The organism is Jatrophihabitans lederbergiae (assembly GCF_031845305.1).
In the GTDB taxonomy this organism is placed as follows: Bacteria; Actinomycetota; Actinomycetes; order Mycobacteriales; family Jatrophihabitantaceae; genus Jatrophihabitans_A; species Jatrophihabitans_A lederbergiae.
The window spans coordinates 98,912-122,776 of the sequence record NZ_JAVREH010000008.1 but is presented as its reverse complement, the minus strand read 5'-3'; the positions used below and the strand labels follow the sequence as shown (position 1 = coordinate 122,776).

At 69.0% G+C, this 23,865-nt stretch carries 24 protein-coding genes, 1 tRNA gene and 1 pseudogene; 14 read left to right on the top strand and 12 right to left on the bottom strand.

All coding sequences use genetic code 11. The features are described 5' to 3' along the window. Nucleotides 1–29: 29 nt before the first annotated feature. The 6 genes from RM423_RS09145 to bcp all read right to left on the bottom strand — a co-directional run bounded on the left by RM423_RS09145 (nt 30) and on the right by bcp (nt 3,625). A complete protein-coding gene (locus RM423_RS09145) occupies nt 30–584 on the bottom strand; it encodes a GNAT family N-acetyltransferase (RefSeq protein ID WP_311422711.1) in 555 nt (184 codons plus the stop codon). A 127-nt stretch (nt 585–711) separates the two neighbouring features. Further along, the gene (locus tag RM423_RS09140) at nt 712–1,488 is read right to left on the bottom strand and encodes a class I SAM-dependent methyltransferase (protein ID WP_311422710.1); all 777 of its coding nucleotides are present in this window, start codon (nt 1,486–1,488) and stop codon (nt 712–714) included. 54 nt (nt 1,489–1,542) lie between these two features. Then, nucleotides 1,543–2,268 carry an anti-sigma factor gene (locus RM423_RS09135; RefSeq protein WP_311422709.1) on the bottom strand — a complete coding sequence of 242 codons (726 nt, stop codon included), beginning with the start codon at nt 2,266–2,268 and terminating at the stop codon, nt 1,543–1,545. After that, nucleotides 2,265–2,861, bottom strand: coding sequence for an ECF RNA polymerase sigma factor SigK (gene sigK / locus RM423_RS09130; protein WP_311422708.1), 597 nt, complete (start codon nt 2,859–2,861; stop codon nt 2,265–2,267). The genes RM423_RS09135 and sigK overlap by 4 nt, the downstream gene beginning before the upstream one ends. A 199-nt stretch (nt 2,862–3,060) precedes the next feature. Then, nucleotides 3,061–3,133, bottom strand: a tRNA-Leu gene (locus RM423_RS09125). A 6-nt stretch (nt 3,134–3,139) separates the two neighbouring features. Beyond that, entirely contained in the window at nt 3,140–3,625 is a 486-nt protein-coding gene (gene bcp / locus RM423_RS09120; RefSeq protein WP_311422707.1) for a thioredoxin-dependent thiol peroxidase, read from the bottom strand. Nucleotides 3,626–3,693: 68 nt separating this feature from the next. Here bcp and RM423_RS09115 point away from each other — a divergent pair, with 68 nt between their 5' ends. After that, on the top strand, nt 3,694–3,933 hold the full coding sequence (locus RM423_RS09115; RefSeq protein WP_311422706.1) for a DUF3618 domain-containing protein: 240 nt from the start codon (nt 3,694–3,696) through the stop codon (nt 3,931–3,933). 9 nt (nt 3,934–3,942) lie between these two features. Here RM423_RS09115 and RM423_RS09110 read toward each other — a convergent pair whose 3' ends face one another. From RM423_RS09110 to flgN, 6 genes are read right to left on the bottom strand one after another with little or no spacing between them, the layout of a single operon-like run. Next, nucleotides 3,943–4,572, bottom strand: coding sequence for a hypothetical protein (locus tag RM423_RS09110; RefSeq protein ID WP_311422705.1), 630 nt, complete (start codon nt 4,570–4,572; stop codon nt 3,943–3,945). 33 nt (nt 4,573–4,605) lie between these two features. Then, nucleotides 4,606–4,890 (bottom strand): carbon storage regulator CsrA, encoded by a 285-nt coding sequence (gene csrA, locus RM423_RS09105; RefSeq protein ID WP_311422704.1) that lies wholly within the window; start codon nt 4,888–4,890, stop codon nt 4,606–4,608. A 53-nt stretch (nt 4,891–4,943) separates the two neighbouring features. Continuing rightward, on the bottom strand, nt 4,944–5,369 hold the full coding sequence (gene fliW, locus RM423_RS09100; RefSeq protein WP_311422703.1) for a flagellar assembly protein FliW: 426 nt from the start codon (nt 5,367–5,369) through the stop codon (nt 4,944–4,946). Nucleotides 5,370–5,377: 8 nt separating this feature from the next. Then, nucleotides 5,378–6,259 carry a flagellar hook-associated protein FlgL gene (gene flgL / locus RM423_RS09095; RefSeq protein WP_311422702.1) on the bottom strand — a complete coding sequence of 294 codons (882 nt, stop codon included), beginning with the start codon at nt 6,257–6,259 and terminating at the stop codon, nt 5,378–5,380. Then, nucleotides 6,259–7,623 carry a flagellar hook-associated protein FlgK gene (gene flgK / locus RM423_RS09090; protein ID WP_311422701.1) on the bottom strand — a complete coding sequence of 455 codons (1,365 nt, stop codon included), beginning with the start codon at nt 7,621–7,623 and terminating at the stop codon, nt 6,259–6,261. Before flgK ends, flgL begins: the two co-directional genes overlap by 1 nt. After that, nucleotides 7,620–8,129, bottom strand: a complete 510-nt coding sequence (gene flgN / locus RM423_RS09085) for a flagellar export chaperone FlgN (RefSeq protein ID WP_311422700.1) — start codon at nt 8,127–8,129, stop codon at nt 7,620–7,622. Before flgN ends, flgK begins: the two co-directional genes overlap by 4 nt. A 287-nt stretch (nt 8,130–8,416) precedes the next feature. On the opposite strand from flgN, the gene RM423_RS09080 reads away from it, so the two are divergent. The 13 genes and pseudogenes from RM423_RS09080 to ppdK all read left to right on the top strand — a co-directional run bounded on the left by RM423_RS09080 (nt 8,417) and on the right by ppdK (nt 23,834). Beyond that, nucleotides 8,417–9,403 (top strand): sigma-70 family RNA polymerase sigma factor, encoded by a 987-nt coding sequence (locus tag RM423_RS09080; RefSeq protein WP_311422699.1) that lies wholly within the window; start codon nt 8,417–8,419, stop codon nt 9,401–9,403. Nucleotides 9,404–9,451: 48 nt separating this feature from the next. After that, a pseudogene (locus RM423_RS09070) lies at nt 9,452–9,939 on the top strand (EscU/YscU/HrcU family type III secretion system export apparatus switch protein); the annotation flags it as partial. Nucleotides 9,940–9,964: 25 nt separating this feature from the next. Continuing rightward, nucleotides 9,965–10,795: a mechanosensitive ion channel family protein gene (locus RM423_RS09065; protein ID WP_311422696.1), complete on the top strand. Its 831-nt coding sequence runs from the start codon at nt 9,965–9,967 to the stop codon at nt 10,793–10,795. A 458-nt stretch (nt 10,796–11,253) separates the two neighbouring features. Then, the gene (locus tag RM423_RS09060; RefSeq protein WP_311422695.1) at nt 11,254–12,735 is read left to right on the top strand and encodes a diguanylate cyclase; all 1,482 of its coding nucleotides are present in this window, start codon (nt 11,254–11,256) and stop codon (nt 12,733–12,735) included. A gap of 57 nt (nt 12,736–12,792) precedes the next feature. Further along, nucleotides 12,793–13,710 (top strand): GTPase Era, encoded by a 918-nt coding sequence (gene era, locus RM423_RS09055; RefSeq protein ID WP_396327655.1) that lies wholly within the window; start codon nt 12,793–12,795, stop codon nt 13,708–13,710. Nucleotides 13,711–13,715: 5 nt separating this feature from the next. Then, nucleotides 13,716–14,978 carry an MFS transporter gene (locus RM423_RS09050; protein ID WP_311422693.1) on the top strand — a complete coding sequence of 421 codons (1,263 nt, stop codon included), beginning with the start codon at nt 13,716–13,718 and terminating at the stop codon, nt 14,976–14,978. Nucleotides 14,979–15,024: 46 nt separating this feature from the next. Beyond that, a complete protein-coding gene (recO, locus tag RM423_RS09045; protein WP_311422692.1) occupies nt 15,025–15,792 on the top strand; it encodes a DNA repair protein RecO in 768 nt (255 codons plus the stop codon). Nucleotides 15,793–15,856: 64 nt separating this feature from the next. Then, complete coding sequence (locus RM423_RS09040) at nt 15,857–16,750, top strand: isoprenyl transferase (protein WP_311422691.1); 894 nt, start codon at nt 15,857–15,859, stop codon at nt 16,748–16,750. Beyond that, entirely contained in the window at nt 16,747–17,124 is a 378-nt protein-coding gene (locus tag RM423_RS09035; protein ID WP_311422690.1) for an antibiotic biosynthesis monooxygenase family protein, read from the top strand. The genes RM423_RS09040 and RM423_RS09035 overlap by 4 nt, the downstream gene beginning before the upstream one ends. A gap of 102 nt (nt 17,125–17,226) precedes the next feature. Further along, the gene (locus RM423_RS09030) at nt 17,227–18,333 is read left to right on the top strand and encodes a phosphatase PAP2 family protein (RefSeq protein ID WP_311422689.1); all 1,107 of its coding nucleotides are present in this window, start codon (nt 17,227–17,229) and stop codon (nt 18,331–18,333) included. Further along, the gene (locus tag RM423_RS09025; RefSeq protein ID WP_311422688.1) at nt 18,333–19,739 is read left to right on the top strand and encodes a glycine--tRNA ligase; all 1,407 of its coding nucleotides are present in this window, start codon (nt 18,333–18,335) and stop codon (nt 19,737–19,739) included. The genes RM423_RS09030 and RM423_RS09025 overlap by 1 nt, the downstream gene beginning before the upstream one ends. A 16-nt stretch (nt 19,740–19,755) precedes the next feature. Next, nucleotides 19,756–20,913: a tRNA dihydrouridine synthase DusB gene (gene dusB, locus RM423_RS09020; RefSeq protein WP_396327661.1), complete on the top strand. Its 1,158-nt coding sequence runs from the start codon at nt 19,756–19,758 to the stop codon at nt 20,911–20,913. Nucleotides 20,914–21,119: 206 nt separating this feature from the next. Further along, nucleotides 21,120–23,834 (top strand): pyruvate, phosphate dikinase, encoded by a 2,715-nt coding sequence (ppdK, locus tag RM423_RS09015; protein ID WP_311422686.1) that lies wholly within the window; start codon nt 21,120–21,122, stop codon nt 23,832–23,834. Nucleotides 23,835–23,865 lie beyond the last annotated feature (31 nt).

The following is a 23,865-nucleotide window of genomic DNA, read 5'->3' as shown; positions in this document are numbered from 1 at the left end:
CTGCCGTACGACGATCCGGCAACCCCGGGTCAGCGCGGATCGGTGGCGAGCACCGACATCAGGATCTCGTCGTGCCACTGGCCATCCCAGCGCAGCGCGTCCCGCCGTCGTCCCTCGGTCAGGAAGCCGCACTTCTCGTACACCCGCCGCGCCCTCGGGTTGAAGTCGTAGACGCCGAGGCTGACCCGATGCAAGCCGACGGTGTCCAGGGCGTAGTCCAGCACCAGTCGGGTCACCTCGGTGCCGTAACCACGGCCGAAGACGGCGGGACCGGCGAGCCAGATCCGGTAGTTGGCGCAGGCGTCGTCCGGTTCGACGTCATTGAGCACCGCCTCACCGAGAAACGCGCCGTCCGCGGTCCGCAACACCGCCCAGTCCGCCCGGTCGTGCTGCTGCGCACGGCTCGCCAGCCATGCCTGAATGCCCGCTCGCTCGAACGTGGCATGGGTTCCGGTCGGCCGGGTGACCTCGGGATCCGCCAGCGCCCGTAGATAGTCATCGAGCACCGCGGTGGTCAGGGGCTCCAGCCGCACCAGCTCGCCGGTCAGCACGGGCTGGTCACGAAAAGCGTCCGCGGCGATCATGCCGCCCTCCGCTCGGCCGTGCGCCGGATCGAGGGCTGCAGCGATCGGGTGAGCACGCCGGCAACGGTCATGCCTGCGGGTGCTCGGTCGGCACGAGCACCCGCATCTGCATCACACCCGCATCGTCTCAGCACGACGGCGCCATCCGCTGAGCCGGCTTCTCGGCAACGACCAGAACCCGCTCGGAGGACGACGCGAACGGGCCCTCGCGCTGGATCTGGTCGTGCAGCTCGGACAACCGTTGGCGGTAGCGCCGCACCGAGAAATCCGGCACCGTCCAGATCACCTTGCGCAGGAACGCCACCACGGCGCCGATGTCATCGAAGGTGACCCGGGTGGACTCGTGCCGGACGTCCACCGGGGTGAGCCCCGCATCCGCCAGCGCCTGCCGCACCCGCTCGACGCCGGTGTCGGCGGGATGTGGCAGTGGCCCCATCAGGTACTCGTACAGCGCCCGGTTGGAACCCACCCCGATCTGCTGCGACAGGTACGTACCACCCGGACGGAGCACCCTGGAGATCTCGTGCCACAACACCACCGTGGGGTGTCGGCTGGTGATCAGGTCGAAGCTCGCCGGCCGGAAGGGCAGCGGCTGGTCGTCGCCGACCTGGACCACAGCACAGCCCAGCGGTGCGAGGTTGCGGGTGGCGATCGCGCCGTTCGGGGGCCACGACTCGGTCGCGCACAGCCGGGGCGGCGGCTGGCCGATGGTGGCCAGCACCTCACCGCCGCCGGTCTGGATGTCGAGCCCGGACGAGACAGCCGCCATCCGCTCGCCGATCAGGCGGGCATAGCCCCAGGCCGGCCGCTGCTCAGTGGCCCGGCCGGCGAACCAGGAGAAGTCCCAGCCGGCCACCGGCGCGGACTCGCCCTCTGCGATCAGGCGTTCGAAGTCGGAGGCCATCGGAACAGCCTGACAGAACCGACGCCCGGCACGAAGCGAGTTACTGCCAGCCGGTCAGAGATTGAGCAGCTTGACCGTGCCCGCGGTCGGCTGCGCCGAACCACCGGTCGGCTCGACCGAGATGCCCATCTTGCCGACGGTTTCGAGGTTGCCCGACGCGGCCAGTTCCACGTTGCCGCCCTGGTCGGGCTGGAAGATGCCTCCGGACACCGGATTGCCCGCTGAAGGCAGCATCCACAGCTGGTACGTCTTGCCGGCCGGAAGCGCCGGCATGCCGTGCCCGATGAGGACGACCTCGTGCTGGCTCTTGGAGTACAGCAGCGTGCCCTTGCCCTGGTCGAGGGACGTGGTCCTCGCCGCCACGTCAGGCGCCCTGAGCACCTGCTCCACGACCGAGGGCCGCGCCGTCACCGACCGCTGGGCGTCCCGGTGCTGGGAATAGCCCCAGCCCGAGACCACAATGGCGATCAGCGCGCACGCAGCCGCGGCCAGCTGCCACACCGAGCGTCCGGTGCGCGCCCTGCGTAGGGCTATGACGTTGTCGACCACGGGCGGCAGCGGCCGAACCTGCCGGATGGCGGCCAGCACGTCACCCCGCAACTGCGGCGGCGGGGCGACCTCGGTCAGGTTGCTCAGCTCGGCCGCGGCGGCTCGCATGCCGCGTACCTCGGCGGCGCACTCCTGGCAGCCGGCGAGGTGCTCCTCGAAGACCTCTCGCTCCTCGGGCTCCAACGCGTCCAGGGCGTAGGCGCCCGCCAGGACATTCAGTTCGTCGCTCATGACAGCACCCCCAGTGCGTCGCGCATACGGATCAAACCGTCCCTGATCCTGGTCTTGACCGTGCCGAGCGGAATCTTCAGCAGTTCGGCGACCTCGCTGTGCGTGTAACCCCCGAAGTACGCCAGGCTGACCGCCTCACGCTGCGCCGGAGTCAGATCGCTGAGCACCTTGCGCACCCGCTGGGCGTCCAGGCTGGTCTGAACCTGCTCGCTCACCGAGTCGTACGGCCGCTCTTCAGTCAGGACCGCGTACTTGTCGTCGCGCACCACCGCGGACTGCGCGGACCGAACCCGGTCGACGGCGCGGCGATGCGCGATCATCAGCAGCCACGGGAGGACGGCGCCCTTGTCAGAGTCGAACCTGGCAGCTTGGCGCCAGACCTCCAGGTAGATGTCCTGGGTGACCTCGGCTGCCTGCGCGGCGTCGCGGATCACCCGCAGCACCATTCCGTAGACCCGGGACGAGGTGAGGTCATACAGCCGGGCGAACGCCTGCTCGTCACCGCGGGCGGACGCGGCCAACAAATTTTCGAGGCCGACGGGACCGTCGCCGCTGACAGGCTCGCCGGCAACCGAAGACCGCTCGAAGCGCATGCTCGTCATCGTAGTGGTCCCGACATGGTGGCTATTCGGACCGAGTGGCTCGGCGGATTGGGTCCGCCCGCTCGGTGCGGCGTCCGCTCGGGGCAGATCGATAGGTACCCCTACTCGCTCACCACGGCACTCGTGGCCGCGAACGGGCCGTGCGCCCAGCGGACGAGTGTAGGTAAACGAATACGGGCTACACGTTGTGTAGGGCCGGGGGGAGTCGAACCCCCACTGTCACGGACCTAAACCGTGCGCCTCTGCCTTTGGGCTACGGCCCCGTGCGGCTAGCGTACTGGCACCTCTACCAGCCCAAGATCGCGCCGGAGCTTCGCGACGTGGCCGGTGGCCTTGACGCCGTACTGCGCCAGCTCGATCACACCGTCGGCGTCGATCACGAAGGTGGACCGGATCACCCCGACGACGACCTTGCCGTAGAGCTTCTTATCGCCGTATGCGCCGTACGCCGTCAGCACGCCCTTGTCCGGGTCTGACAGCAGCGGAAAGGTCAGCCCCTCGTTCTGCCGGAACGTCGCCAGCTTGGCGGGGTGGTCGGGGGAGATGCCGAGCACGGTGAACCCCTCGTCGGCGAAGCTCGCGAGGTTGTCCCGGAAGTCACAGGCTTGCTTGGTGCAGCCGGGGGTGGAGGCGGCGGGGTAGCAGTACACGATCACCCGGCCACCCCGAAGGTCTGCCAGCGACACCTGGTTGCCGTCGACATCGGGAAGGGTGAATTCAGGAGCCCGGTCACCCGGGGCGAGGCGCTGCGTCATGCTGCAGAACATAGCGGGCCGGGGTTGTAGCTAGGCTGTCCACTTCAGGACCTGTGGACGAAGGAGCAATGGTGGGGACCGAGCGCAATGCGAACCAAATCCGGGCCGAGATCGACAAGGCTCGTGATCAGCTTGCGGTCACGGTCGACCAGCTCACCGACCGGCTGGCGCCCCAGCGCCTCATGGACAACGCCAAGGCCGCCATGATCGAGAAGGCGACCTCGCCCACCGGCAAGAAGGTCCTCGGCGCGAGCGGGGTGCTGTTGACACTGCTCGTCATCCGCAACCTGCGGCGCAGCCGGCGCTAGGCCGCGCCGCTAGCCCGCGGCGGCTGTCAGCTCGCTGATCACCAGTCGCAGCTCTTCCACCCGGGGAACCGGGCGCTCGAAGAGGACCACCAACTCGAGTCCCGCATCCTCCCGGTCCGTCTGCTTGCCGAGTAGTACGTGCCCCGGCACCTCGAAAAGGTCCCTGCCCACCTCGATCTCAGCACTGACCGGAGTGCGGGGCCGGCAGAGCGCCTGGTTGGCGGCGCTCACCACGCACCGGAGGGCAACCTCGCTGAGGTCGATCAGTTCACCGGCCGCCTCGGTGATGTCACCGGCGTTCTCATCCCGGTAGTAGATCCGCAAGCTTGCCGCGATGGCCGAGCGGGCGTACTCGCGGCGCTCCTCGCGCCAGCTGGCGCCGTCCACGCTCGTGATCAGCGTTTCGACGCCGCCGTCCTCGTGACGGTCGACGAGCACGACCGGCAGTACCAGCAGGGATCGGTCGTCCGGCCACGTCACCAGCAGCCTGGTGCCCGGCGCCAGCTCCCGTCCGGTTTGATCGGTGGGCTGGCTGAGGACGAGCTGGTTGTGGCGTGACTGCAGCACCTCGCTGCGGTACAGACCGCCATGCTGGTCACGCAGCACAACCGCCGTCGTGGGTCCGGGAATGGACATCATGGAGTGCTCCCCACGCGGGTGGGCACGCGACGATCAGGACGTGCGCTTTTCTCCGTCTGCGCTGACATCGTCAGCGGACGGTTCGGGCGCAGCTGCCCCGATGGCCCCGCGAAGGGCATCGACCGCATCGTCACTCGTGGACACCGCCTGCTCGTTGGATCGTTGAAGTTCTTCCCAGATTTCTTTTCGGTTCACCTGAACCGACCGAGGCGCCTGGATCCCGATCCGGACGGCGTCGCCTCGCACTTCGAAGACGGTGAGGACGATGTCGTCGCCGACGACGATGCTCTCGCCCACTCGGCGGGTCAGGATCAGCAAGGCACGCTCCAGCAGGCATCATCGACAAAGGCCGGTCCGGCGTCACGATAACGCTAGCTTGCCGCTGCGAGCAGTGGCGCGCGCAGGGAAAGGCCGCTGTCCGCCAGGACCACCTGCATCGCGGTACCGCGATCCGGCGCGATCACGATCGGCGCAAGCTGGTTGGCGGTGGCGTCGGACAGGCTGCTGGTTACGGTCACGATGACCATCACCAGCAGATCGTCACCGGCCGAGGCGCCGAGTGGGGTCACCTCCGCGGGCGTGAGATCCGGCGCGTAGTCGGGAAAGAAGACCCCGGGGGAGGCCAGGACGAACCGCAGTCCCGGCGTGCGCGCCGACCGCAGCGCGTACAGCACGCCACCGTCGTCCAGCGGGCTGACGGTGAAGGCACGCTCGTCCGGAAAGCCGGGGATCGGCGCGACGAATTCGAGTGCTGTCGGCAGCTGCTGGGAAGGGCGTTCGGCGACTGCGCCTGCCATGGCCATGCTCACCTCAAGAAGTCCAGTAGGGAGTTTTGCTGGATTTTGGCCGTGGTGGCCAGCGCCGCCTGGTAGGCGGCGTCCGCCGTGGTGACCTGGATGGCCATGTTCGCCAGGTCGATGTCCTGCAGGTCCGAGAGCTGCGACTGGAGCTGGATACTGTTCGTGCCCGCTGTCGTCTGCACGGTCTGGATCCTTTGGTATTTCGCGCCGGCCAGAGATTGCGAGCTGGACAGGGCGGTCTGGGCGGCGTCCAGGTTTGCCAGGTCGCCGCCCAGCGCGCTCGGGTTGGTCTTGAGATCCTTGGAGACCGTGCTGAGCAGGTCGAACAGGTTGTTGCCGTCAGGGCCGAACGTCGCGGTTCCGGGAGTGTTCAGATCGATGCTGGTGTTGGGACCCACCGTCCGGCTCACCACCCCGGTATCACCGACGTAGGTGCCGGAACTGTCGAACGCCAGCGATCCGGCGGTGGTGCCACCGAACACCGGACGCCCCAGGTAGCTGGCGTTGGCCAGGGCCAGCAGGGAAGCGCGCGCCTGGTCGACCTGCTGGGCCAGCGCCTGGGTCGAGTTGGGGTCTGCGGAGCCGGTGTTCATGCCCCGCAGGACGAGGGTGCGCACCTTCTGCACCTCGGTGTTGGCGCCGCTCAGCGTGGAATCGACGGTGGTCAGCCAGCCGAGGGCGTCCGAGGCGTTGCCCTGGTACTGGGTCATCCGCTTGAGCTCACCTCGCAACTGCAACGCCGCGGTGGTGCCGGACGGCGAATCCGACGGCTTGGTGATCTGGCGGCCCGAGGACAGCTGGGACTGCAGGCCGGCCAGTCGGGAGGCGGTGGACTGCAGTCCGGCGAGGGCCCCCTGGGAGGCCGATCCGACGGTGACTCTCATCATTACAGGCCGACCCTTCCGGTGCGGTCGATCAAGGTATCCAGCATCTCGTCGACGGTGGTCAGGACCCGTGACGAGGCCTGGTATGACCGCTGGTACGTCAGCAGGTTGGTGGTCTCCTCGTCGAAGCTGACGCCTGACTGGGACTGCACCAGCTTGTCGACGTTCGTGGTCACCGACTGCTGGATGGACGCGCGCTGGGTGGCACCTTGCACCTGGGTGCCGAGGTTGCCGATCAGGCCGCTGTAGGCCTCGTTGGCGCCGCCGGGCAGCGAGCCGAAGCCGGCAAGTTTCTGGGCCACGGAGGCGTCGAAGTTGCCACCGGGAGTGCCCGATGCCGCCAGCTTGGACGGGTCGGTGACCGCGACCGAGATCGAGGCCGCCGTGGTGCCATTGAACAGCGGGCTGCCCGGGTTGCCGGCGAGGTCGTAACCCGACGTCTGGGCGCTGTTGACCGAGCTGGCCAGGGCCGAGGCGACGGCATCGAGCTGGTTGGCGTAGTCGGGGAGCACGGTGTTCACGGCGTTGATGAGGCCGCCGACCGACCCGGTGGTGCCGCTGGCCGGCGCGCCGCCGACGGTCAGCTGGTTGGTGGCGTCCAGAGCGGCCGTCTTCGTGGTGGTGCCCGCGACCAGGGTCCGGCCGCCGACAACCACGGTGGCGGTGCCGTCGGCCTGCAGGGTCGCCTGAGCGCCGGTGAGGTCGGACAGCTGCAGGAGCAGCGTGTCACGCTGGTCTGCCAGGGAGTTGACGTCCGAGCCGGTGGCCGTCGCGATTGCGATGGCGCCGTTCACCTGGGCCAGGCCCGCCACGGCGGAATTGACCTGCTGGACCGAGTTGGTCAGCTGCAGGCTGGTGCCGTCCAGAACCCGGCCGAGGGCCGCGCTGGTCGCGTTGAGGCTGTTGGCGATCCCCGCGGACTTCTGCAACACGACGCTGCGCGCGGCGGCGCCGGCGTTACCACCGGGGTTGTTGGCCACCGCGGACCAGGCGTTCCAGAAGTCGTTCAGCTGCTCGGACAGCCCGGTGGCGCTGGGCTCGTCGAAAAGTCCCTCGACGCTGCTCAGGGCTGCTTGATCGGTCTGGGCCATGCCGTTCTGGCCGTGCTCGGCGCGGGCCCGGGCGTCGAGCACCGGGTCGTTGAGGCGGGAGGCGCCGGAGCTGGTGACTCCGCCGCCGGTCACCGCTGGGGTCACGTACAGAGTCGACACACCGACCGCTGGGCCGACCTCGGTGAGGTTGGCCCGCTGGCGGGTGCAGCCCGGGTTGTTCGCGTTGGCGATGTTGTCGCCGGTGACGCTCAGCGCGTAGCTCTGGGCGTTCAGCGAGGCCAGGGCGTGGGTGAGCCCGGAGAAGGAACTGCTCATGCCTGCTCATCCATGAACATCGGAGCGCTGTGGGGAGCGGCGGTGGAACCGCGGGAGTCATAGGTCTCGACGGTGCGGGTGACGGACAGCAGCGTCTCGCGGACGGCGCGGGCACCGGCGCTGAGTAGTGCGCGGTTCTCGCCGGCGGTGCGGCCGAGCTCCTCGGAGAGCAGCAGCAGTGCCTGCCGGTGCTCTCCGAACATCGTCGCCCACGGCTCAGGCGCGGTCGCCTCGAGATCGGCCAGGGAGGGTGCCCCGGTCAATCCCAGATCCTCCGCTACCGCGTCCACCTCAGCCGCGCGCAACACGTCGGTGCCGCGCAGCTGAAGCAGCGCTGCCTCGACCTCGTCGTTGGCCTGAGCGAGCCAGCGCGTCTGGCCAGCACTGACGATCAGTTGCTCCTCGACGAGCTTGAAGAGCAGCAACTGAAGCGCCTCGCGCTCGCGCCAGAGCAGTGTCGATATTTCGGAGAACCCCATGGTTTTACTTTCTGCAGTCGTCGTCATGACTACCTCACACTCTCCTCGGGTTCAAGCAACTCATCGGCCGGTGGTCGATCGACTTGAACATGTGCGGTAGTTGCCGGCTACTAGGCGCCAGGTAGGGGGAGCCAACACCGCGACGCGCCGGTGGCGCTTTTATGTGATCTAACTCACATTACTCTGAGTAGGCAGTTCTTAACGCAGGCATTACATTAAGTCCAGGTTAAGTCGGTGAACGTGACTTGCACCGACCATGCAGCACCCGATGACAGCGGGGACCGGCGCGCCGGGACCGTAAGAGATGAGTGAGTATGTCGATGACCACGAAGGCTCGCGCAGTGGCGGCCCCCGCGACCACCGGTGCACCCGCCGGCGACTCCGCCACTGCTTCTGTAGAGACATCTGCTTCTGTAGAGAAATCTGCTTCTGTAGAGACACTTGTCCGGCAGAATCTGGCCCTCGTCGGACACATCGTCCGCGAAACCATGACTCGGCTGCCTGCCCACATCGGTCGCGACGACTTGGCGTCCGCGGGTATGACCGCCCTCGTGCTGAGCGCGCAGGGCTTCGACGAGTCACGCGGCGTTCCCTTCGCTCGCTTCGCCGCGATCCGGATCCGGGGCGCGCTGGTCGACGAACTGCGGTCGATGGACTGGGCGAGCCGCTCGGTGCGGGGCCGTGCTCGTGAGGTCGACGCGACGCGCAACCAGTTGGCAGTCACTCTGGGTCGCTCTCCGCGCTCGCACGAGGTCGCCGAGACGCTCGGAGTGAGCGTCTCCGAACTCAGTGGCATCGATGCGGACGTGCACCGGGCCAGCCTGCTCAGCTTGCAGGGTTTCGCGCCGGAGACCGGCGCGGCGATGCTTCCGGACGTCCAGCGTGGCCCCGAGCAGCTTGTGCTCGACCGCGAGCAACTCGGCTACCTGCACGACGCGATCACCGAACTGCCCGAGCGGCTCCGCCACGTGGTGCGGGCCTACTTCTTCGAGCACCGCCAGATGTCAGACATCGCCGCCGAGCTCAGCGTCACCGAATCCCGCATCTCTCAGTTGCGTGCCGAGGCGCTGAAGCTGCTGCGTCACGGTCTGGCGGCCTCCGAGCCCGAGGCCCGTCCGGTCGAGGAGCCGAGCGGACGCGCGGGTGCCCGGGTCGCCAGCTACGCGGCCGCCGTCGCGGCCCGCGGGACGCTGGCCAGCCGGCTGCGGATGTCCAACCCGCTCGGCGAGGTTGTGTCCACCGCGTACCAGGCGCAGGCGCAGCGGCATCGCAACGGCCTGGGCATCAGCTCCATCGCCTGATTGCGCCACGCGCCGGCCGTAGTCGCCACCGGATCGGCAGCAGTGGCGCTGGTGATCAGCCGGAACCGGATGTTGGCGGATGTGCCGACCGCCGACGTCATCGTGGTGAACCCGACCCACGTGGCGGGCGCTGCGCTATGACCCGGTGCGGCGGCGCGCCGCGGGTGGTGGCCAAGGGGGCCGACCATGTGGCGGCGCGGATCCGGGAACTGGCGGACAAGAGCCGGGTTCCGATGGTGCAGGACATTGCCCTGGCCAGGACGCTCTACCAGGTCTGTGACATCGGGCAGGAGATCCCGGCCGACATGTACCAGGGCGTGGCCACGGTGCTGGCGTTCGTGCTGCGACTCAAGCGCCGCGGTTCGGCGGCCGGCACGCACCGGCTGCTGGCCGCCCGGTCTGAGCCCGGACGGGTTGGTCACCGCCTTATATCACCGGCCGTCCGGCCGGGCGCAGGCCAAGGACCGTTCCGCGCCGCAGGACGAGGCCGGCCAGCGGGTCCAGTAGTTCTCCGGCGTGCCACCTTCCGGCGGTAGCGACGGGGTGGGACAGGATGGGCGTATGACCGACGAGCCAACACCGCGCCGGACCAGGAGCTTCGGCCCGGCACTCACCTTCCCTGCCGCACTGGACGCCCTGCGAGCCATCGACGCCAGGGCCAAGCCGAACCTGAAGCGGGCCGTTCCCGCCGTCCTGATCGCGTTGGCGGCCTTCTCGATCGGCGACCACTTCGGCGGCGTCGAGCACACCAGACGCACCCACTTCGCCGTGTTCGGCCGGACGCTGGACCTCAGCAAGGGGCAGCTCTCGCTCGTCGTGGTGGGGCTGGCGGTCGTGTTCATCATTGCCGGGATCGTCGGTACCCGCTCGGTCGCCGGGGAGCTCGCCAGGGTGAGCGAGGCGCACGGCGGGGTGGCCGCGGGCTCGGCGGTGCGGCTGATCTGCATGATCCTGGGCTACGGCACGGTGCTGCTCGGCCTGCTCGGGCTGCTCAACGTGAACCTGGGAAACCTGCTGGTGGGCGGCGCGGTGACCGGCGTGGTCTTCGGTATCGCCGCCCAGCAGACCCTGGGGAACTTCTTCGCGGGCCTCGTCTTGCTGTTCGCCCGGCCCTACGTGCCGGGGCAGCGGGTGAAGATCCGTAGCGGTGCCATGGGTGGCCCCTTCGACGGCGTGATCCTCGGTGCGGGCTTGATGTACACCACCATCGACACCGACGAGGGCATCGTGTCGATGCCGAACTCGGGGCTGCTGGCCGCCGCGATCGGGCCGTCGGACCCACCGGAGCAGGCCGACGGTGGGCAGGCCGACGGTGGGCAGGCCGACGGTGGGCAGGCCGACGGTGGGCAGAAGGACGCCGGCCGGCTCAAGGATGCCGACCGGCTGAAGTAAGAACGAGCTGACGTGAGAGGGCCCGCGCACCCACGGGGGGTGGAGTGCGCGGGCCGTCTAAGCCCCCGTCGAGGCCTTGGGTGATTCTGCCGGTCGTAAGGGCCGTTCGTAAAGATCTGGCTGCAATCAATCTGTGCCGTTATCCATCCGTGACCTTTGGCTCACTACGCTCATGGCGGGTCCAGCCGCCGAGCTCAAAGGATCGCGACGCTGGGGTTCAATGCATTCCACTGCAAGCGTCAGGAGTCGGTCAGCGGATAGGTCGATCACCTTCAAGCCTCAGGCATGTCGTCTCTGGTCCGATAAGAACTGGTGTCCCACTTCCGTCGACTGATCGCGTTCCTGCTCGTTGCCGTGGTTGCCGTGACGGTCGCCTTACTGGGCGCCTTTCAGGTCCAGCGAACCGGGGCCACCCGCGCCGCCGCCCGTACTGACAGCGCGGTCGCCGTGCTGACCGCATGCTGGATCAGGAGACCGGCGTCCGAGGCTTCCTCTACACCGGCGAGGAGCAGTTCCTCGAGCCGTACCTGAGCGGGCGCGCGACATACGAGCAGGCCCGTATCGAGGTGATCCGCGCTTCGGCCGGCGATCCGGAGTCGACCAGCCTGGCGTCTGCCGAGGATAGCGCCGCGCGCAGATGGCAGGCGTACGCCGAGCAGACCATCCAGCGCCGGCGGGCGAACACGGCGGCGCACGTGCAGGTGGCCCAAGCGCAGCAGGGCAAGAAGGAGATGGACCAGTTCCGCGCCCTGAACGCCGAAGTCCGGAATCGGCTGGCCATCCGCCGGGACGCCTCGCTGCGCCGGTCGGCGTTGTGGTCGACCGCTGTCGTCGTCGTACTGGCAGCGCTGTTCGGCCTGGTCGGCGTGCTCGCGGTCCAGCGGGTGGCCAGGCGCGCACTGTCCTTCAGTGAGACCGAGGTGAAATACCGCATTCGTCAAAGGGAATTCTCTGACCTGATCCAGGCAGTCGACAGTGAGGCTGAGGCGCACCAGCTGGTTCGCCGGCACCTGCAACGCTCGCTGCCCGGCGCCAGCGCGACGGTGCTCATCCGCAACAACTCGGACAACAGGCTGGGCGCCGCCACGGAGTTGCCGGCGGGCTCGGTGCTCGCCGAACCGCTGGCTGCGGCGGAGCCCCGCGCGTGCCTGGCGATCCGGCTGGGACGGGCACACCAGGACGGCGCGGACCACGACGAGCTGATCTCGTGCGCCGTCTGCTCGAAGGTGCCCGGGACGGCGACCTGCGAACCCCTGCTGGTGGGTGGCAAGGTGATCGGATCGGTGCTCGTGGAGCAGGCAACGCCGCTGGCGGAATCGGACCGGCGCGGCCTGATCGATACCGTGGCTCAGGCGGCGCCGGTGCTCGCGAACCTCAAGACCATCGCGATCGCCGAGAGCCGGGCGTCGACGGATGCCTTGACCGGCCTGCCCAATCGTCGCTCGATGAACGACACGCTCAAGCGGATGGCCGCCCATGCCGGCCGCAGCAGTGAGCCGCTGGCCGCGATCGCCTTCGACCTGGACCACTTCAAGTCGGTCAACGACCGGTACGGCCATGAGGTCGGTGACGCGGCATTGTCGGCGGTGGGTGAGTGCCTTCGCGATCATCTGCGCGAGAGCGACTTCGCCGCACGCATCGGCGGTGAGGAATTCCTGGTGCTGGCGCCTGCCACGGACGTGGAGGGCGCGAGGGTGCTGGCCGAGAAGCTGCGCGAGGCACTCCTGCGGGAAGAGATTCCTCAGCTGTCGCAGCCGATTACCGCCAGCTTCGGTGTAGCGGTGCTGCCGCACCACGCCGGTAACGCCGAGGCGCTGCTCAGACGAGCCGACCGCGCCAGCTATCTGGCGAAGGAGCGCGGCCGCAATCGCGTCGAGGTGGCGATCAACGAGGAGCCCGCGCAGGCCGTCGTGGCCGATGTTCGGGAAGCCGGTGCTTGACGAAGCCGGTGCTGTCTGGAAGGAGTCGAGACTGGGGGCGCGCCCCGGAGTGGGAGAATGAGAGGTGTGAATTCCGAAGAGGACGTCTACCGCTCCGGCTTCTGCGCGTTCGTGGGACGTCCGAACGCCGGCAAGTCGACGCTGACCAACGCGCTGGTCGGCTCGAAGATCGTGATCACCAGCGACAAGCCGCAGACCACCCGCCGTGCCGTACGCGGGGTGCTCAGCCGTCCGGACGGCCAGCTCGTGCTGGTGGACACACCGGGCCTGCACCGCCCGCGCACGCTGCTCGGCCAGCGGCTCAACGACGTCGTCCGCGGCACCCTGGCAGACGTGGACGTGATCGGGTTCTGCCTTCCAGCGGATGAGAAAATCGGTCCCGGTGACCGATTCATCGCGGCCGAGCTGAGCCAGCTCAAGGCGCCCGTTGTCGCCATCGTCACCAAGACCGACCGGGCATCCAAGCCCCGCATCGCGGAGCAGCTGATGGCCGTCGGGCAGCTGGGGGAGTTCGCCGAGGTGGTGCCGGTGTCGGCCGTGGCCGGCGAGCAGGTGGACCTGCTGGCGGACCTCCTCATCGCGCGGTTGCCGACCGGACCGCAGCTCTACCCCTCCGAGGTCCGCACCGACGAGAGCGACGAGAGCAGGATCGCCGAGCTGATCCGCGAGGCCGCGCTGGCCGATGTGCGCGACGAGCTGCCGCACTCCATCGCGGTGACCGTGGAAGAGATGAACCCACGGGACACCGAGGGACGGCCGCCGCTGCTCGACATCTTCGCCACCCTGCACCTGGAGCGCACCAGCCAGCGGCCGATCATCCTCGGCGCCGGTGGCAGCCGGCTCAAGCGGATCGGCACGGACGCCCGCCACGGCATCGAGGAACTGCTCGGGCAGCGCGTGAACCTCAAGCTGCACGTGTCGGTCATGGGGGAGTGGCAGCGCGACCCGAAGAAGCTCGATCGGCTGGGTTTCTAGCGACCGTGCTGAACCGCTACCGCGCCGCCTTCGCCTTTCCCGGAGCCACCGCCTTCTCGGCGGCCGGCTTCCTGTCCCGGGCCTCGATGGCGATCTATCCCATCGCCATGGTCCTGATCATCTCGGGCCGCACCCATGCCTACGGTTTCGCGGGCCTGGTCAGCGGCAGCTACGTGATCGGCGGTGCCCTGGGAAACCCGATCGCCGGACGGCTGGTCGACCGGCTCGGCCAGCATCGGGTGCTGCCCCGCTTTCTCGCCGGGCACCTCGCCGCGACCGCCGTCTTCGCCGTGCTGATCACCGTCCGCACACCGCTGTGGACGTTGCTGCTTCCGGCAATGCTGATGGGGGCATCCCTGCTCAATATCGGCGCGCTGATCCGCGCCCGGTGGTCCTACGTCTGGCCGGCGGACCCGGGCCGGCGCTCGACCGCGTATTCGGTGGAATCGACCATCGACGAGGTCATCTTCGTGATCGGACCGCTGGTGGCCACCGTGCTGGCGACCCACGCCAGCCCGCTGGTCACCCTGGGGCTGGCGATGGCGCTGATCGCCGCCGGGTCGCTGTGGCTGGCCTCTCAGCGCGGAACCGATCCGCCGCTACGGGTCCGCGGTCCGGGCGAGCGGCCGACGTTTGCGCTTCGGAGCCGGGGCATGCTGCTCATCACGCTGGTGATGGTGTTCATGGGCGCCGTCTTCGGCAGCGCCGAGGTCGTCATGGTCGCCTTCTGCGGCCAGCACGGTCAGCGTGCCAGCGCCGGCTGGGTCGTAGCCAGCTTCGCGGCGGGTTCAGCCGCCTCGGCCATCCTGTACGGCAGCCGGCACTGGCGGACGCCGCTGCTGCGCCGGTTCGTACGGGCCGCGTTGGTGTTCGGTGTGCTGCCGTTTCTGTACCTGGTACCGACCACGCTGCCGGTACTGGCGGTCTGCACGTTCGTCGTGGGCATGGGCATCGCCCCGACCCTGATCAGCGGCTTCGGGCTGGTGGACTCGATCGTGTCGGCTGACTCGCTCACCGAGGGCTTGACCTGGATCGGCACCGGCCTGTCGGTCGGGTACGGCTTCGGTGCGGCCGCGGTGGGCGGGATTGCTGACCGGCACGGGGCGCACGTGGCGTTCTGGGTGCCGGTGGGTTGCGCGCTCGTCTCGGCCGGGTTCGCGCTGGCTCTCGCCACGCGACTGCGAGCTCCGGCCGGCCCCCCTGTAGCGCCGGCCGTCGACCGCCGCATCAGCGCCGGGTTGAAAGCCGATAGCCGGCGGCGCGGTTGAGTCGTCGGAGAACGGGATTGTCACCTGCTTCTGCCACCATGGTGGCGTGCCGCTCTACCGCGACGAAGCCGTTGTCCTCCGCGTCCACAAGCTGGGCGAGGCCGACCGGATCGTCACCCTGCTCACCCGCCGGCACGGCCGGATCCGGGCCGTGGGCAAGGGCGTGCGCCGGACGACCTCGCGGTACGGCGCCAGGCTCGAGCCGGGCAGCCACATCGACGTCCAGCTGCACACCCGCACCGCCGAGCCGGATGCCGAGCGCGGGCACGTCCGGCACAACGGGCTGGACCTCATCACGCAGGTCGAGAGCGTCGACAACTACGGCGCCCGGGTTGCCCAGGACTACTCCGCGTGGACGGCTGCTGTGGCCATCTGCGAGACCGCCGAGCGGCTCACCCCCGAAGAGGGCGAGCCGGCGCTGCGCCAGTACCTGTTGCTGGTGGGCGCCCTGCGCTCGCTCGCCGACCGGGACCACACCTCGTCGCTGATCCTGGACGCATTCCTGATCCGGTCGATGTCGCTGGCCGGGTGGGAACCCGCCCTGAGCGGCTGTGCGGTGTGCTCGGCGCCCGGGCCGCACGCCGCATTCAACGTCCCCGCCGGCGGAGCGGTGTGTCCGACCTGCCGGCCGGCCGGCTCGGTCCGTCCGCAGCCGGAATCGCTGCTGCTCATGTCGGCGCTGCTCGGCGGTGACTGGGCAACCGCGGACGCCGCGCTGGCCAGCCTGAGCCGCGAGGTCAGCGGGCTGATCGCCGCCCACCTGCAGTGGCACCTCGAACGTGGCATCCGATCACTGCCGCTGGTCGATCGCTGACTGCCCCTCCGGCCCCGCGGCCGGCAATGCCGGGGTGGAGCACGGGCCGTACTACGGTTGGCGGATGCCTCTGACCGCGACCTGGCCCGATCCGCCGGCGCACCCGTCGGGCGCTCGGCCGCCGGCCATCGATCCGCAGCTGGTGCCCCGCCACGTCGCGATCGTGATGGACGGCAACGGACGGTGGGCCAATGCCCGCGGGCTCCCGCGTACCGAGGGGCACCGTGCCGGTGAGGCCGCCCTGATGGACGTGCTCTACGGCGCCATGGAGCTGGGCGTCGAGGTGGTGTCGGCGTACGCCTTCTCGACCGAGAACTGGCGGCGGTCCCCGGACGAAGTCCGGTTTCTGATGGGCTTCAACAAGGAGGTCATCCGGCGCCGCCGCAACGAGCTGAACCAGTACGGCGTCCGTATCCGGTGGGCCGGCCGCCGTCCGAGATTGTGGCGCAGCGTGATCAGCCAGCTGGAGGACGCCGAGCAGTTCACCGAGCGCAATGACCGGCTGACCCTGCAGTTCTGCGTGAACTACGGCGGCCGAGCCGAGGTCGTGGACGCCGCCCGCCGGATCGCCGAGGTGGCTGCCGCGGGCAAGCTCAATCCCGCGAAGATCGACGAGAAGCTTTTCCAGCGTTACCTCGACGAGCCGGACCTGCCCGACGTGGACCTGTTTCTCCGGACCGGCGGTGAGCAGCGGACGTCCAACTTTCTGCTGTGGCAGTCGGCCTATGCGGAACTGATGTTCATAGACACCCCCTGGCCCGACTTCGACCGGCGGCACCTGTGGTCGGCCTGCGAGAGCTATGCCAACCGCGACCGCCGCTTCGGCGCGGCTATCGACGCGGCAGCGTCCGATGATCCCGGCGCGGCAGCGTCCGATGATCCCGGCGCGGCAGCGTCCGATGATCCCGACGCGGCAGCGCAGACGGCGGATCAGACAGTGAGTGGAGGCCGCGCGTGATCGCGATCCTGCAGTTCCGTCCGTCCGGGACCGCCGAGGAGTTCCTGGACTCCGCCCAGGCCGCGCTGCGGGCGCTCGCCGTCCGTCCCGGCTTTCTCCGGGGCAGCGTCGGCCGGGCCACCGATGACGAGAACGCCTGGGTGCTGCTGACGGAATGGGAGTCCGTCGGCGCCTACCGCCGCGGCCTCGGCGGCTACGACGTCAAGCTGATCGCGACCCCGCTGATGGCCCAGGCGCTCGACCAGCCCAGCGCCTTCGAGCCGCTGGTCAGCATCGACAGCGAAGGAGCGGAAACCTCCCAGGGCAGCGACCGCGCCGTGGACGCCGACTGGGTGGCGCGAACAGACGCGGCTGTGCGGACCGTCGACGGCTAGCGCCCACAGCCGGCTGCCAGCCAGTGAGGGAAAGCTCGGTAGCTTGTTCGCCAGGCAAGCAAGGCCGTTACCGAGAAGGCAATCCGAGGTGGGGGGTGAGTGGTGACCCGGGCAGCATCGCCTGAGCCAGGTCGTTCACCGCTGCTGTCCAGCCGCGCCCTCACCGTCGCGCGCCGGTTGGCGGTGTCCCTCTGGGCTGTCGCGCTGCTGTATTGGACGCATCGGGTCGGCATCACCTTCGATCGCAACACCGTGCTGATCTACGTCTGCGCCGGACTGTTCGCGGCCAGCATCGGCCGCCGTGGCGTGCTGAGCGTGCTCCGTGACTGGCTGCCCTTCGTCGCGGTGCTGGTGGCCTATGACCTCACCCGGGGCGCGGCGGAACTGCTGGGCCGGCCCACCGAGTGGCACCTGCAGCTGGATTTCGACCGCTGGCTGTTCCGGGTGGACCCGACTGTCTGGTTGCAGTCCCACTTGAAGGAGCCCTTCCCGCCCTGGTGGGAAATGGGAGTCAGTCTGGTCTACGTCTCGTACTTTCTGGCGCCCTACGCCGTGGCGGGGGTGCTGTGGCTGCGCGACCGGGCGGCCTGGCGCCGGTTCGCGTTCCAGTTCGTGGCGATCTCGCTGCTCGGCCTGATCGGCTTCATCGTCTTTCCGGCAGCGCCGCCGTGGGCAGCCGCGCAGTGCACCTCGGCCCAGGTGGCCGGCGGTCCGTCGGAGCCCAGCTGCATCGATGCCAAGGTCGGGACGGTGACGTCCGGCGGCATGCTCGGCTCGGTCCACCCCATCCACAGCGGCGCCGCCCCGTACGTCGAGCGGGTGGCCACTCGCGGCTGGAACCGGCTGGGCATTCCGCAGGCCAAGGCGCTGATCGACGAGGGCCAGGCGGGGGTTAATCAGGTCGCGGCGGTGCCCTCGCTGCACGCCGCGATCTCGGCCCTGCTCACGGTGTTCTTCTGGCCCCGGGTGCGCAGGCGCTGGCGACCGCTGCTGGCCTGTTACGCGCTGGCGATGGGGTTCTCGCTGGTGTATGGGGCTGAGCACTACGTCTTCGACATCCTGCTGGGCTGGCTGCTCACCGGGGTGGTGACGTTCGGTTTCCATCGCTGGGACGTCCGGCGGCGACGGGCCAGGGACCTCGCCGCGGCTGCACAGAACGAGCTTGGGCGTACCGATATCCTGGACGGGTCGCTACTCACCCATTCCTGATGGAGTTGCCCACAGTGCCCCTTGATCGAAATGATGCCGTCGTCAGCCTGTCGAAGCGTCGTGGCTTCGTCTTTCCGGCTGCCGAGATCTACGGCGGAACTCGCTCGGCGTGGGACTACGGGCCGCTGGGCGTGGAGCTCAAAGAGAACCTGCGCCGGCAGTGGTGGCGCACGATGGTCACCAGCCGCGATGATGTCGTCGGCCTGGATTCCTCGGTGCTGCTGCCGCCCGCCGTCTGGGAGGCCTCAGGCCACCTGGCCACCTTCTCCGACCCCCTGACCGAGTGCACGAACTGTCACCGGCGCTTCCGCGCGGACCACCTCGAAGAGGGCTACGAGGCCAAGAAGGGCCGCCCGCCGGAGCACGGCCTGGCCGACATCAGCTGCCCCAACTGCGGCAACAAGGGCACCTGGACGGAGCCGCGGCAGTTCTCCGGCATGCTCAAGACCCATCTCGGCCCGGTCGAGGACGAGTCGGGCCTTGCCTACCTGCGTCCCGAGACCGCGCAGGGCATCTTCCTGAACTTCGCCAACGTGATGACGACCTCGCGCAAGAAGCCGCCGTTCGGCATCGCCCAGACGGGCAAGTCCTTCCGGAACGAGATCACGCCGGGCAACTTCATCTTCCGCACCCGCGAGTTCGAGCAGATGGAGATGGAATTCTTCGTCGAGCCGGGCACCGACGAGCAGTGGCACGAGTATTGGCTGGACGCCCGCTGGAACTTCTACACCGACCTCGGCCTGAACCCCGAGAACATGCGGCGCTTCGAGCACCCGAAAGAGAAGCTGTCGCACTACTCCAAGCGCACCGTCGACATTGAGTACCGGTTCCGTTTCGGTGCCAAGGAGTTCGACGAGCTCGAGGGCATCGCGAACCGCACCGACTTCGACCTCAAGACGCACTCGAAGCACTCCGGTGTCGATCTGAGCTACTTCGACGCCAGCCGCGGCGAGAAGGGCGAACGGTACTTTCCCTACGTCATCGAGCCTGCCGCCGGCCTCACCCGGGCGACACTGGCGTTCCTGCTCGACGCCTATGTCGAGGACGAGGCGCCCAATACCAAGGGCGGTGTCGACAAGCGCACCGTGCTGCGGCTCGACCCGCGGCTGGCCCCGGTCAAGGCCGCGGTGCTGCCGCTGTCGCGCAACGCCGACCTGTCACCGAAGGCGCGCGATCTCGCCGCCGCGCTGCGAAAGAACTGGAACGTCGAGTACGACGAGACCCAGGCCATCGGCAAGCGCTACCGCCGCCAGGACGAGATCGGCACCCCGTACTGCATCACCGTGGACTTCGAGACCCTCGAGGACCAAGCCGTGACCATCCGCGAGCGGGATGCCATGACCCAGGACCGGGTGGCGCTGGACAAGGTCGAGGGCTACCTCGCCCAGCGCCTGATCGGCTGCTGAGCGGGCACGCATGACCATGACCGAGCCGGTGACAAACCGCGTCGAGCCAGTTTCGGTGCCGCTGAAGCTGGGCGACCGGATCACCGTCGACCCGCCGGTCGTCCTGGCTCCGCTGGCGGGCATCACCAATGTGGCGTTCCGGCGGCTGTGCCGCGAGTACGGGGCTGGGCTCTACATCTCCGAGATGATCACCTCCCGGGCGCTGGTGGAGCGCAATCCCAAGACGCTGCAGATGGTGGCCTTCGCCGAGGACGAGACGCCGCGCTCGATGCAGCTGTACGGCACCGACCCCGAGATCGTGAGTCGCGCCGTGCGGATGGTGGTGGCCGACGACCTCGCCGACCACGTCGACCTGAACTTCGGCTGCCCGGTGCCCAAGGTCACCCGGCGCGGTGGCGGCGCGGCGCTGCCCTGGCGGATCAACCTCTTCGACGACCTGGTCACCGCTGCCGTGAAGGCTGCCGACGGGCAGCTCCCGGTCACGGTGAAGATGCGGCTGGGAGTGGACGCCGATCATCTGACCTACCGCGACGCGGCCTTGCGCGCTCAGGACGCCGGCGTCGCCTACGTGGCCCTGCACGGCCGGACGGCGGCTGAGTTCTACGGCGGCCAGGCCGACTGGGGCCCGATCGCCGAACTCGCCGAGCTGCTGGACATTCCGGTGCTGGGCAACGGTGACATCTGGGAGGCGGCCGACGCCGTCCGGATGATCCGCGAGACCGGCTGCGCGGGCGTGGTCGTCGGCCGTGGCTGCCTGGGCCGTCCGTGGCTGTTCGGCGACCTCGCCGCGGTGTTCGCCGGCCAGCAGCAGACCTTCCTGCCGGGGCTGGACGAGGTTGCGAAGGCGATGTTCCGCCATGCCGAGCTGCTCGGCGAGTGGCTCGGTGAGGAGCGCGGCGTGGTCGACTTCCGCAAGCACGTTGCCTGGTACCTCAAGGGATTCTCGGTCGGTAGCGAACTGCGCAAAGCGCTGGCGATGGCCTCGAGCTTGCCCGAGCTGAGCGACCTGCTGCACCAGCTCGACCTGAGCCAGCCCTTTCCGGCGGACGTGCTCGGCCTGCCCCGCGGCCGGACGTCGGGCGCCCGCAAGGTGAGCCTGCCGGAGAACTGGCTGGCCGACCGGGAATCGCGGGCGGTGCCGTTCGGTGCGGAGCTCCCCGACTCCGGCGGCTGAGCCGCCCAGTGGGCCGGGCCGGCTGAGCCGCCAGTGGGCCGGGCCGGCTGAGGACGGTCGAGACGATTGTCACGTCCGCGCAGTGTGCGCTGTGTCGTTAGCCTCAGACGAGCCACAGGTTGGTCTTCGGACAGCGACCGAAACCGCTTACCCCGCTTAGGGTTCGCCCAGGTGTCCGTCTAACGAATCGGTGGTGGTGGCGCGAGATGACCAAGTTTGTCTACGACTTCGCTGAAGGCAACAAGGACCTGAAGGGTCTGCTCGGCGGCAAGGGCGCCAACCTCGCCGAGATGACCAACATGGGCCTACCCGTGCCGCCGGGGTTCACCATCACCGCCGAGGCCTGCCAGGCCTTTCTGGCCAACGGTCGCGAGCCTGCCGAGCTGTCGGCCGAGGTCACCCAGCATCTGGCGGCGCTCGAGGTCCGGATGGGCAAGAAGCTCGGCCAGACCGACGATCCACTCCTGGTGTCGGTGCGCTCGGGTGCCAAGTTCTCGATGCCCGGAATGATGGAGACGGTCCTCAACATCGGCCTCAACGACCAGTCGGTGCGCGGGCTAGCCGCGCAGGCCGGCAACGAGCGGTCCGCCTTCGACTCCTACCGCCGGCTGATCCAGATGTTCGGCAAGACCGTCCTGGACATCGACGGCGACCACTTCGAGAACGCCCTGGACGAGGCCAAGACGGCCAAGGGCACCACCAACGACCTGGACCTGGACGCCGAGGATCTGCGCAAGCTGGTCGAGACGTACAAGCAGGTCGTCGTCGAGCAGGCCGGACGGGAGTTTCCGCAGCACCCGCGCGAGCAGATGGACCTCGCCGTCCGGGCGGTCTTCGACTCCTGGAACGCGCCGCGGGCCATCCTGTACCGCCGCCAGGAGCGCATCCCCGCAGACTTGGGCACCGCCGTCAACATCTGCTCGATGGTGTTCGGCAACCTCTCCGAGGACTCCGGCACCGGCGTCGCGTTCACCCGCGACCCGGCCTCCGGGGCCAAGGGCGAGTACGGCGACTACCTGCAGAACGCCCAGGGTGAGGACGTCGTCGCCGGCATCCGCAACACGCTGTCGCTGTCGGACCTCGCCCGGCTGGACCCCACGAGCCACGACGAGCTGATGGGCATCATGGCTCAGCTGGAGGAGCACTACCGCGACCTGTGCGACATCGAGTTCACGATCGAGCGCGGCAAGCTGTGGATGCTGCAGACCCGGGTCGGCAAGCGGACCGCGGCGGCCGCGTTCCGGATCGCCACCCAGCTGATCGACGAGGGCCTGATCGACGAGCACGAGGCACTGCAGCGGGTCACCGGAGCGCAATTGGCCCAGCTGATGTTCCCGCACTTCGACGACACGGCAGCGCACCGCAAGATCGCCCAGGGGATGAACGCCTCGCCGGGTGCGGCCGTCGGCAAGGTCGTGTTCGACTCCTACACGGCGGTCAAATGGTCCCGCTCCGGTGAGAAGGTCATCCTGGTCCGCCGCGAGACGAACCCGGACGACCTGAACGGCATGATCGCCGCCCAGGGCATCCTGACCAGCCGCGGCGGCAAGACCAGCCACGCGGCCGTCGTCGCCCGTGGCATGGGCAAGACCTGTGTCTGCGGCGCCGAGAGCCTGAAGGTCGACACCAAGGCGCGGCACTTCACCACCTCCGACGGCACCGTCTACGAAGAGGGCACCGTCATCTCGATCGACGGCACGTCGGGTGAGGTCTTCCTGGGCGAGGTCCCGGTGGTCGACTCGCCGGTGGTCCGCTACTTCGAGGGCGAGATCGATCCGGAGGGAACAGGCGCCGACGATGCGGGTGAACTCGTCAAGGCGGTGCACCGGATCATGCGGGTCGCCGACGGCGGCCGCCGGATGTCGGTCCGGGCCAATGCCGACACCGAGCCGGACGCCGCCCGGGCGCGCCAGTTCGGGGCGCAGGGCATCGGGCTGTGCCGCACCGAGCACATGTTCCTGGGCGACCGCCGCTCGCTGGTCGAGGCGCTGATCCTCGCCGACACCGACTCCGAGCGGGAGCGCCAGCTGGCCGAACTGCTGCCCCTGCAGCGCGAGGACTTCAAGGGACTGTTCGAGGCGATGGACGGCCTGCCGGTGACGATCCGGCTGCTGGACCCGCCGCTGCACGAGTTCCTGCCCGACATCACCGAGCTGTCCGTCCGGGTCGCCGTCGCCGAGGCGCGCGGGGAGCCGCGTGAGGGCGACCTGCGGATGCTGCAGGCGGTACACAAGCTGCACGAGCAGAACCCGATGCTGGGGCTGCGCGGGGTGCGGCTCGGCCTGGTCATCCCGGGCCTGTTCGCCATGCAGAGCCGGGCGATCCTCGAAGCGGCGGCCGAGCGGGTGCAGGCGGGCGGGGTGCCCCGGGTCGAGATCATGGTGCCACTCGTCGGCGCCGTCCAGGAGTTCGAATCGGTCAAGGACGACATCGTCAAGGTGGCCCGCGACGTCCGGGCCGAGACCGGCGCGCACCTGGAGTACCTGGTCGGAACCATGATCGAGCTGCCCCGGGCCGCGCTCACGGCCGACCAGATCGCGGAGTCGGCCGAGTTCTTCTCCTTCGGCACCAACGACCTGACCCAGACGACCTGGGGCTTCTCGCGGGACGATGTCGAGGCGGCCTTCTTCTCGCACTACCTGGAGAAGGGCATCTTCGGCGTGTCGCCGTTCGAGTCCATCGACCGGGAGGGGGTTGGCGAGCTGGTGCGGATCGCGGCCGAGAAGGGGCGCGAGCGCCGTCCGGGGCTGAAGCTGGGCGTGTGCGGCGAGCACGGCGGCGATCCGGAATCGGTGCACTTCTTCGACGAGGTCGGCCTGGACTACGTGTCCTGCTCGCCGTTCCGGGTGCCGGTGGCGCGGCTGGAGGCCGGCCGGGCGAACGCGCAGGCCGGCGCCGGAAACGGCCGGGACTCTCGCTGAACCGCGGGGCGTTGCGGGTAATCTCGGCATC

What these genes read in the sequence shown, in the direction of transcription:
- RM423_RS09145 (WP_311422711.1), bottom strand. Translation starts at nt 584, where the DNA reads ATGATCGCCGCGGACGCTTTTCGTGACCAGCCCGTGCTGACCGGCGAG.
- RM423_RS09140 (WP_311422710.1), bottom strand. Translation starts at nt 1,488, where the DNA reads ATGGCCTCCGACTTCGAACGCCTGATCGCAGAGGGCGAGTCCGCGCCG.
- RM423_RS09135 (WP_311422709.1), bottom strand. Translation starts at nt 2,268, where the DNA reads ATGAGCGACGAACTGAATGTCCTGGCGGGCGCCTACGCCCTGGACGCG.
- sigK (WP_311422708.1), bottom strand. Translation starts at nt 2,861, where the DNA reads ATGCGCTTCGAGCGGTCTTCGGTTGCCGGCGAGCCTGTCAGCGGCGAC.
- bcp (WP_311422707.1), bottom strand. Translation starts at nt 3,625, where the DNA reads ATGACGCAGCGCCTCGCCCCGGGTGACCGGGCTCCTGAATTCACCCTT.
- RM423_RS09115 (WP_311422706.1), top strand. Translation starts at nt 3,694, where the DNA reads ATGGTGGGGACCGAGCGCAATGCGAACCAAATCCGGGCCGAGATCGAC.
- RM423_RS09110 (WP_311422705.1), bottom strand. Translation starts at nt 4,572, where the DNA reads ATGATGTCCATTCCCGGACCCACGACGGCGGTTGTGCTGCGTGACCAG.
- fliW (WP_311422703.1), bottom strand. Translation starts at nt 5,369, where the DNA reads ATGGCAGGCGCAGTCGCCGAACGCCCTTCCCAGCAGCTGCCGACAGCA.
- flgL (WP_311422702.1), bottom strand. Translation starts at nt 6,259, where the DNA reads ATGATGAGAGTCACCGTCGGATCGGCCTCCCAGGGGGCCCTCGCCGGA.
- flgK (WP_311422701.1), bottom strand. Translation starts at nt 7,623, where the DNA reads ATGAGCAGTTCCTTCTCCGGGCTCACCCACGCCCTGGCCTCGCTGAAC.
- flgN (WP_311422700.1), bottom strand. Translation starts at nt 8,129, where the DNA reads ATGACGACGACTGCAGAAAGTAAAACCATGGGGTTCTCCGAAATATCG.
- RM423_RS09080 (WP_311422699.1), top strand. Translation starts at nt 8,417, where the DNA reads ATGTCGATGACCACGAAGGCTCGCGCAGTGGCGGCCCCCGCGACCACC.
- RM423_RS09065 (WP_311422696.1), top strand. Translation starts at nt 9,965, where the DNA reads ATGACCGACGAGCCAACACCGCGCCGGACCAGGAGCTTCGGCCCGGCA.
- RM423_RS09060 (WP_311422695.1), top strand. Translation starts at nt 11,254, where the DNA reads ATGCTGGATCAGGAGACCGGCGTCCGAGGCTTCCTCTACACCGGCGAG.
- era (WP_396327655.1), top strand. Translation starts at nt 12,793, where the DNA reads ATGAGAGGTGTGAATTCCGAAGAGGACGTCTACCGCTCCGGCTTCTGC.
- RM423_RS09040 (WP_311422691.1), top strand. Translation starts at nt 15,857, where the DNA reads ATGCCTCTGACCGCGACCTGGCCCGATCCGCCGGCGCACCCGTCGGGC.
- RM423_RS09025 (WP_311422688.1), top strand. Translation starts at nt 18,333, where the DNA reads ATGGAGTTGCCCACAGTGCCCCTTGATCGAAATGATGCCGTCGTCAGC.
- dusB (WP_396327661.1), top strand. Translation starts at nt 19,756, where the DNA reads ATGACCGAGCCGGTGACAAACCGCGTCGAGCCAGTTTCGGTGCCGCTG.
- ppdK (WP_311422686.1), top strand. Translation starts at nt 21,120, where the DNA reads ATGACCAAGTTTGTCTACGACTTCGCTGAAGGCAACAAGGACCTGAAG.